Source organism: Myroides sp. C6-3, from assembly GCF_050522425.1.
GTDB lineage: Bacteria > Bacteroidota > Bacteroidia > Flavobacteriales > Flavobacteriaceae > Flavobacterium.
This window is the reverse complement of sequence record NZ_JBMVQP010000008.1, coordinates 104,391-113,062: the sequence shown is the minus strand read 5'-3', so window position 1 is coordinate 113,062 and position 8,672 is coordinate 104,391. Positions and strand designations below refer to the sequence as shown.

At 36.7% G+C, this 8,672-nt stretch carries 8 protein-coding genes and 1 tRNA gene; 1 reads left to right on the top strand and 8 read right to left on the bottom strand.

The genetic code is table 11. The features are described 5' to 3' along the window. Nucleotides 1–92 precede the first annotated feature (92 nt). From ACPDG9_RS05425 to idi, 5 genes are all read right to left on the bottom strand, one after another. Nucleotides 93–169 (bottom strand) — tRNA-Thr (locus ACPDG9_RS05425). A gap of 81 nt (nt 170–250) precedes the next feature. Then, nucleotides 251–514, bottom strand: coding sequence for a hypothetical protein (locus ACPDG9_RS05420; RefSeq protein ID WP_430526741.1), 264 nt, complete (start codon nt 512–514; stop codon nt 251–253). Nucleotides 515–569: 55 nt separating this feature from the next. Beyond that, nucleotides 570–1,538: a type I phosphomannose isomerase catalytic subunit gene (locus ACPDG9_RS05415; RefSeq protein WP_430526740.1), complete on the bottom strand. Its 969-nt coding sequence runs from the start codon at nt 1,536–1,538 to the stop codon at nt 570–572. 96 nt (nt 1,539–1,634) lie between these two features. Further along, nucleotides 1,635–2,051, bottom strand: coding sequence for a 6-pyruvoyl trahydropterin synthase family protein (locus ACPDG9_RS05410; RefSeq protein ID WP_430526739.1), 417 nt, complete (start codon nt 2,049–2,051; stop codon nt 1,635–1,637). Between the two features lie 6 nt (nt 2,052–2,057). Then, nucleotides 2,058–2,585 carry an isopentenyl-diphosphate Delta-isomerase gene (gene idi, locus ACPDG9_RS05405; RefSeq protein WP_430526738.1) on the bottom strand — a complete coding sequence of 176 codons (528 nt, stop codon included), beginning with the start codon at nt 2,583–2,585 and terminating at the stop codon, nt 2,058–2,060. Nucleotides 2,586–2,755: 170 nt separating this feature from the next. Here idi and ACPDG9_RS05400 point away from each other — a divergent pair, with 170 nt between their 5' ends. After that, nucleotides 2,756–2,998 carry a hypothetical protein gene (locus ACPDG9_RS05400; RefSeq protein ID WP_430526737.1) on the top strand — a complete coding sequence of 81 codons (243 nt, stop codon included), beginning with the start codon at nt 2,756–2,758 and terminating at the stop codon, nt 2,996–2,998. A gap of 67 nt (nt 2,999–3,065) precedes the next feature. Here the strand turns inward: ACPDG9_RS05400 and ACPDG9_RS05395 are convergent, their stop codons facing one another. The 3 genes from ACPDG9_RS05395 to ACPDG9_RS05385 form a co-directional block, all read right to left on the bottom strand. Next, nucleotides 3,066–5,291 (bottom strand): S41 family peptidase, encoded by a 2,226-nt coding sequence (locus ACPDG9_RS05395; protein WP_430526736.1) that lies wholly within the window; start codon nt 5,289–5,291, stop codon nt 3,066–3,068. Nucleotides 5,292–5,355: 64 nt separating this feature from the next. Beyond that, nucleotides 5,356–6,117, bottom strand: a complete 762-nt coding sequence (locus tag ACPDG9_RS05390) for a helix-turn-helix domain-containing protein (RefSeq protein ID WP_430526735.1) — start codon at nt 6,115–6,117, stop codon at nt 5,356–5,358. Nucleotides 6,118–6,429: 312 nt separating this feature from the next. Continuing rightward, the gene (locus ACPDG9_RS05385) at nt 6,430–8,625 is read right to left on the bottom strand and encodes a RecQ family ATP-dependent DNA helicase (RefSeq protein WP_430526734.1); all 2,196 of its coding nucleotides are present in this window, start codon (nt 8,623–8,625) and stop codon (nt 6,430–6,432) included. Nucleotides 8,626–8,672: the final 47 nt, after the last annotated feature.

The following is an 8,672-nucleotide window of genomic DNA, read 5'->3' as shown; positions in this document are numbered from 1 at the left end:
ACCCACGACCTGCTGATTACAAATCAGCTGCTCTAGCCAACTGAGCTACACCGGCGACTTAAAATCGTCTTGCAATATTTAATCTTCAAAATTGGAGCCGATGGAGGGACTCGAACCCACGACCTGCTGATTACAAATCAGCTGCTCTAGCCAACTGAGCTACACCGGCGACTCATTTTTCGAGTGCAAATATAACACGCTTTTTCAATCTTCCAACTGAATTCGCGTGTTTTTTTTCGCTTTATTCTAATTACAAGTTGTTAATCTTTTCAACTAATTGACCTGCAATATTTTCCAATTTCACAAAAACACCTTTAAAATGAGCTTTTTTATTTTCAACTCCCTTTGCATTGATGTCAACAATCAATTCGTCGAATCCTGTTAACGCTTCTTCAATTAATGCTGATGTCTGTTCTGTAGGTCCTCCTACTGTCAATTCATGAATATAAATTGCCTCAATGATGTCTCCTAATACTTGGTGTACATCTTTTTTTAATCCTCTTACACTTGCCATAATAATTTATTTAAAATTTAAACAAAAGTACAATTATCTTTACTATATCGTCGGTCTAATCGATATATATTTCTAACAAGGTTGCCTGACCAATAGCAACTAGCTTTTTCACTGAAGCGGGAATCAATACGGTTTCTCCCTGTTTAATTCCACACGTCAAATCGTTAATTTGAAGCTCACACGCCCCTTCTGTACAGACATAAAGGTAAAAGCGATCTAAAGGCTTCTCTATTTCGTATCGCTCCGCCAAAGGGATGAAATTGACGGTAAAAAACGGACAACAAACCAAAGGATTTGCTTTATTTTCGTGCTTTTCGTAAGTGAGTACAACCTGTTTTTTTTCGTAATTAATGGCTTTTAATGCCAAATCTACGTGTAGTTCTCTTGTTTGCCCTTCACTATCCACCCTGTCCCAATCGTATACGCGATAAGTAATGTCAGATGTTTGCTGAATTTCAGCTAGTAATACGCCACCTCCAATGGCATGAACCGTTCCGGTTTGTATAAAAAAAGCATCTCCTTTTTTTACGGGAATCTCATTTAAAATAGAAGGAAGTGTTTTGGTACTCAAATGTTGTAAGTAATCCTCTTGCGTAACTCCCTCTTTAAAGTCTACAACAACTCTCGCTTCAGGGTCCGCTTGCATGACATACCACATTTCTGTTTTACCTAGTGAGTTGTGTCTCTCTTTTGCTAATTCATCGTTGGGATGTAATTGAATAGACAGATCTTCCTTGGCGTCTAAAAACTTAAACAACAAAGGAAATTGATACCCAAACGCCGTTACAATAGAAGATCCCAAAACATCCATCGGATAAGTTTTGATCAGTTCTTCTAGACTTTGTCCTTGATAACAACCATTTGAAACAAGACTCACATTTTCTGGAACATTTGAAATTTCCCAACTTTCTCCAACGGAATCAGAAATCTGCTGTTTACCTAAAACAGTATGCAATTTCTTCCCTCCCCAAATTCTTTCTTTTAGAATGGGTTCGAACATCATTGGATATGGTATAAAACTCATAGGCTTAACTTCTTCCTCATTTCGCGATAGTCTATCAATAGGTTTATCGCTTAAAACAAGACGCAAATGTACAACTTTTAATGGATTCTATACATGTTAAATCCCCTCCCCTTTAAAAGTTACAAAGTTTCTAGAAGTTTCATATAAAACCACCTCTAAATCATTGTCTTTTGCAATAAAAGGTCTCAATTTTTGCCAAATCACTACTGCAATATACTCTGCAGTAGGAATGAGTTGTTGAAATTCCTTTACATCTAAGTTTAGGTTTTTATGATCAAACGCTTCTTCTATCTCTGCTTTGATCAAATCTGAAAGTATTTTAAGATCCATGACAAATCCTGTTTCTGGGTCTACTTCTCCAGTTACATTGACGATTAATTCGTAATTATGTCCATGAAAATTAGGATTATTACACTTGCCAAACACAGCTTGATTCTTTTGGTCCGACCAATCGGAACGATGCAATCGATGTGCTGCATTAAAATGTGCTTTTCGGCTTACTGTTAATCTCATGTTGTATTATTTTTTATGCGCTTCGATATGGGGGTAAAACTTGGCGAAAATGATTTTAAACCACGCCGTATAAAGATGTGGATGTACCTCCATATCCTTTTTTACCTCTTCAATACCCATCCATTTCCAAGCTTCAACTTCCTCAGGGTTAATAATCGGTTCATCGTTGTAATATCCGATCATTACATGATCAAACTCATGCTCTGTAAGTCCGTTGTCAAACGGCGCTTTATAAATAAAGTGAAAAACATCCTTCAAAGCCACCTCAAACCCCATTTCTTCTCTCAAACGGCGTTTTCCTGCTTCGATATTGGTTTCCCCAACTCTTTGATGACTACAACAAGTGTTCGCCCATAACAACGGTGAATGATACTTCTCTGCAGCACGTTGTTGTAGCATAATTTCATTTTTATCATTCAAAATAAATACAGAAAATGCACGGTGCAACAAAGCTTTTTCATGCGCTTCTTGTTTGCCCATAGTACCTACTTGTTCATCTTGCTCGTTAACTAAAATCACTTGCTCTTCAATCATACCTAGTGTTACTTTTATTTTACTTCCAAAAGTACAAAAAACAAAATAGGAAACCAATGGCGAAAAGGAGTTTAAACCCCCATCCTAAACTGCACCTTCTTTTTAAAGATCTTTTCCTTTATACATCAGATCCAATACAATTTATTTACCTTTGAGGTTTTACACTAGTCATGGAGAGATTAATCAAACTTATTTGGGATTTTCGAGGTCCTGATGCTGAAAAAATAGCAGAGCACCACGTGATTCACTTGCGTGAATATGTAGCTTTAGAAAAACTTCCTTTAACACTTATGGATAAAGAGGTTATCAATGACTTTCACGCCCTTGCTTATTTGGTTGTCAACGAGCAACAAATGCGAGAGGTCAGAGATGTATTAAAACCACATCGAGGAGAACTTTATCAAGCAAAATAAAAAATCAAATGCGATAAAAAAATCCCTTTTGTTGTGCAAAAGGGATTTTTTTATCGTGAATAATCACTTACTTCTTTACTATTTCCAAGGCTTTTTCCAACAGTTCGTCTTTTCCTTTTTTAATACCTTCTATGGTTGGACGTACAATTATATCGGGTATAATACCGATGCGCTGCGTTTCTGTACCATCGGGATAGTAAACACCAATGCCCGAAATCGCAGTTCTCAATCCTCCAGGGAGATGAAACTGAGCCATATCCCCATCTGCACCTGATGTTGTACTCCCAACAATCGTTGTGTTTTTTCCTGCTCTAAATGCCATAGCAGTGTATTCTGCCTGACTTTGCGTATACGCATTGACTAAGACAACTATTTTACCTGTATACGGTTCTTTATCATTGGGAATTTCCAACAACGGTGTAAAAACGAATGTCCCAGGATTATTGACATCTCCGACAGTAAACTTAACAAATGGCGTTGCTTGATCCACAAACCATCCCCCTAAGTCAAACGCAGTAAAAGCAGTGGGATAATTTCGGATATCTATAATTATTCCTTTGGTATCTTTAAACATCTGTTTTATTTCTGGTATATCCTCTTTTTGAATGTTCGCTAAAGTCACATAACCAATCGTTTGATCTAACAATCGAAAACTCCTTTGTTCATCGTCTACTTTATACCAGCGATATCGATTTAACTCTTCTTCTGGATACAACACAAGATCCATTTGCTTTGTTTTTCCAGCTTTTTGATAGGTGATTGACATAGACGCAGTAGAAGAACGCAAAGCGTCTTCTGCTATATCCCTCAAGCGAGCTGCCTCATTTGAAGCAGGATAATACGGACGTAAGCGATTAACCATAGCAGCAACCGTTTCTCCATTAATATGCGTGATCACATCACCCAGACTTATCTCTTCTTTTTGCATTAATTCAGGATTGAAATAATCAACTACAACCAATTGATCTTCCACAAAACTCACCTTAAACGGGGCAAAATGATTTCCTTTTGCTACAGCAAATTTATCACCACCTCCCCATAAGTTCGCGTGGGTATCGTGAATTTCTCCAATTAACTGAATTGCTGCAAGCTCATACTCCAACTCATCTTTCGCATCTAAAAACACCGGAATATATTCTTTTAATACCTCTTCCCATTTTTTATCCGTTAAATGTTTACTTGGAAAAAAATACTCGATCATACTCCAATACTTATACACTGCCAACAACCTAAAACCACTGTCCGGATAAGGCATACTAGCATAGATATTCTCATTGTCAAAACGAGGACTTCCCACAACATTCTCAAACACTACGTAATAATGTGATCCTTGATTTCTACGCGCATATACCTGTTGCAATTCGCCTTGTAACTCCTTCGACATACCGAATTGCTTCATCCAATAAAAATCCGGTTGCAGCACTGCATCTTTTGACACAGGCTCACAAGTTTCACAAGGCGCCAAAGGTCCATATTTCTTTATCCATTGAAGGAGAACCTCATCTCTATCTTCCTTATTTTTCACCTTTAAATAAGCAGGAAGTACTCTAAACAACTCATAATCCCAATTGTAATTTCCTTTGCCCACTTCAGGATGATGGTATTTCAAAAAACCCCATATTTTGCCTAATAGCTCTAAATTAGCAATTGTTTCAGCTGTTGGATTGCTTATGGAAATCGCAGATCCCGCATCAAATTCTTTGTCCAAATCAGCAGGTAAAGGCTCTTTGACATAAACTTCAAGGGTTGGGTCATCTAGTGTTTTTCCATCAATTGTTACTTGTAAGTGATCCAACCACATTTTTCCCTTACCAACCAACAATCCTCCAATATAAACTCCCTCCGCCTTAGCAGGATCCAAAGGCAAGGTAATCTCATACTTCTGCCAAGCTGTAGTACCGATCACTCCTCTATCATCCATATTATCAAATGCTAACATAGGATCAATGCGCATCCACAAACCCGCATATCCTTCTGTTACATTTTCTGTTTTGATATAACCCGAAAGACGAATACTATCTCCCTTAAACTTCTGCGGTAACACTAAAGCCAATGCTTTATATCCTGCTTCCATTCCTGTATTTTCAATTACTACGGAATATTTTCCACTTTGCACCTGAACTGAATCAGCATATATCTTATACTGTTCATCTCCCATATCAATCCACTGTATAGGATACCCCCCTTTAACCTGTTCAAAATCTAGATCTATTAGTTGCTCTTCAACTTGTTGAGAAAATCCCATCAACGAAAATAAAAAGACAATGAGCATTTTTATCAATTTATATCTCATACTGTATATTTTTGGCTAAAACTAGCTGTAAAACAGCTAACAAACTTGTAAAAATGGAAACTACCTAAATAGTCAACCAGACATTCTCCACATCGAGTTTTGTTTTATCAAAAAAATCTTTAGGATTATGCTTGGTGAACCTCTTAAATTCTTTGATCAAATGCGATTGATCAAAAAACAAATGATTATAGGTTAATTGGGTTAAGGTTTGATTGGGTTGCTCTTGAAAACTCTGTATTGCCTTTCTGAATCGAGCGATTTTTTTATAATCAGAAGCATTCTTACCTATTCTTTTTTTCAAATATTTGGACACATACTGTCGCGATATCCCGAGATTATTCGCAATATCTTCAATAGCGTACCCTTGATCTAATTGCTGTAGTAACTCCATCAACAACAGATCTTCTTTTCGTTGAAACCGCATCAACAAATAATTCTCAATTTGCTGCTCGATATCTTCGGTTTGAGTTAACAGATGCGCCATATCGTTTTTAAATGTTTCATGAGGGTTAAAATCATAAAACATCTCTGTCGTAAAGCAACTTATATCAGTAAAAAACTGCTGCAGTCCAAAAGGCTTAAAATATATAGTTAATTCCTTAACCTTATCTACATAGTTAATTTCCATTGGTCGTGTATAATTATACGTCAAACTCAAGGTCGATGCTCCTTCTGTTTTATATATCAATACGCGATCCCCGTCCTTTTGAACAGTAGCATGATGTAAATAAGTCAATATGAGGTAATTCGTCGGAAAAGTTAAATACCGTTTGGGAAACGTTGTATATTCATCTAAGCAATAATACCCTTGAATATATTCCTCCAATACAGGGTTTTTAGGTCTATTAAATTTAAAAGCAATATCCAAAATACAGGTAAAATTAGCAATGTTAAATATACATCTTTTATCAACAACTAAAAAAGAACTAGGAAACACTATAAGATTGATGGTAAGTTAAACTATTAAAACAAACGTTAGCAATGCCTCTATTTTAATTTTTTCAACTCTGCTTCTGTTGCCCCTATCCCCTGTTCTTCGATCAACTTTATTCAAAAAAAAATCCAGAGAACAATTGTTCTCTGGATGGTATAATTCCAAGTCTCAAGGACTATATTTATTTTACGATAAAAACAGCGGTTAATTCGCTTCTTTGGTAATAAACTGGATGCGCATTAATCGCAATTCATCCGTATCATATTCACCATCAAACTCCGCCATAGCTGTTTTAATATTATCCGATTCAGAGTCCATGAAGTAATCGTAAATTTCTTCCTGTTGATCTTCATCCAATACTTCATCCAGCCAATAATCGATATTTAATTTTGTTCCTGAATAAACAATTTGTTCCATTTCCTTCAATAGGGCATCCATGTCTAATCCTTTTGCCTTCGCAATATCATCTAAAGAAAGCTTTCGATCTACACTTTGAATAATATACAATTTAAGTGCTGAATTCGCCCCAGTAGACTTCACTACTAAATCATCTGGTCTGATAATGTCGTTTTCTTCAACATAACTTTTAATTACATCGACAAAATCCTTTCCGAACTTTTTAGCCTTTCCATCACTTACACCGATTATATTCGCCATTTCCTCTAGTGTGATAGGGTATTTCAAGCACATTTCTTCTAATGATGGATCTTGAAACACGACAAATGGCGGAACCCCTGCTTTTTTGGCCACTTTTTTGCGCAGATCTTTTAATAAATTAATCAAAACTTGATCAATGATTACCTCTGCTTTTGGAGCATCACTTTCAACAACCGAATCGCCTTCTGTATATTCGTGATCCTCCGTCATCATGAACGAAACAGGATGCTCAATAAAGTGCTCTCCCAATTCTGTCAACTTTAACACACCATATGATTCAATATCTTTTTTAAGATATCCTGCCACATTTGCCTGGCGGATGAGCGCCAACCAAAAGCGTTCATCTTGATGTTTTCCAACGCCAAAAAAGGCTTGTGTATCTGTTTTATTTACTTTTAAAAGCGCATTTAACTTACCTAACAAGATAAATACAATCTCTTTGGTCTTGTACACTTGCTTGGTTTCGCCAATAATCTTCAACACTTTTTGGAGTTCTTCTTTTGCTTCACTCTTCTTCTTGGGATTTCGAACGTTGTCATCCATGTCAGCTCCTTCTCCATGTACTTCATCAAACTCCTCTCCAAAATAATGGAGTAGAAATTTACGTCTAGACATAGAAGTCTCAGCATAAGCTACTACTTCTTGCAATAGAGCTATCCCTATTTCTTGCTCGGCAATTGGCTTACCAGCCATAAACTTTTCGAGCTTTTCAATATCTTTATACGAATAGTAGGCTAAACAATAGCCTTCCCCACCGTCACGTCCAGCACGCCCCGTTTCTTGGTAATAACTTTCTAAAGACTTAGGGATATCGTGATGAATCACATAGCGCACATCTGGCTTATCGATTCCCATCCCAAAAGCGATAGTAGCGACTACAACATCGACATCCTCCATTAAAAACATATCTTGATGTTTCGCTCTAGTTTTGGCATCTAATCCCGCATGATAAGGTACAGCGCTAATCCCGTTAACTTGTAAAACATTGGAGATTTCCTCTACTTTCTTTCTACTTAAACAGTAAATAACCCCTGATTTACCTTTGCGTTGCTTGATAAAGCGAATAATATCACTTTCTATGTTTTTCGTTTTGGGTTTTACCTCATAGTATAGATTAGGTCTATTAAATGAAGCTTTAAAAACATTAGCATTTGGGATTTCTAGGTTTTTCAGAATATCTTCCTGTACTTTTGGTGTAGCTGTAGCAGTTAAACCAATAATGGGAATATCGCCTAATTGTCGGATGATATTCCTTAAATTTCTGTATTCGGGTCTAAAATCGTGCCCCCATTCGGAAATACAATGCGCCTCATCAATCGCAACAAATGATAGTTTTACTTCTTGAAGAAAGCTCACATACTCTTCTTTTGTCAATGATTCTGGGGCTACATATAACAACTTTGTTATCCCTTGTTTGATATCTTCTTTCACCTGATTCACTTCCGTTTTGGTCAAAGAGGAGTTTAAAACATGGGCAATTCCTTGCTCCGTTGATAAACTACGAATAGCATCAACTTGATTTTTCATCAGAGCAATCAACGGAGAAACAACGATAGCCGTTCCGTCTAAAACCAATGCAGGTAATTGATAGCAAAGTGATTTACCACCACCTGTAGGCATAATCACAAAAGTATTGTGCCCGGAGATAATACTTTTCACCACGTCTTCTTGAAGACCCTTAAACTGGGAAAAGCCAAAAAATCTCTTTAACTCTTTGTGCAAGTCAATTTCAATTGATTTCATTATTTTTGTATGGTATTTTACATAAATTTGCAGTACCTAAAGATAAT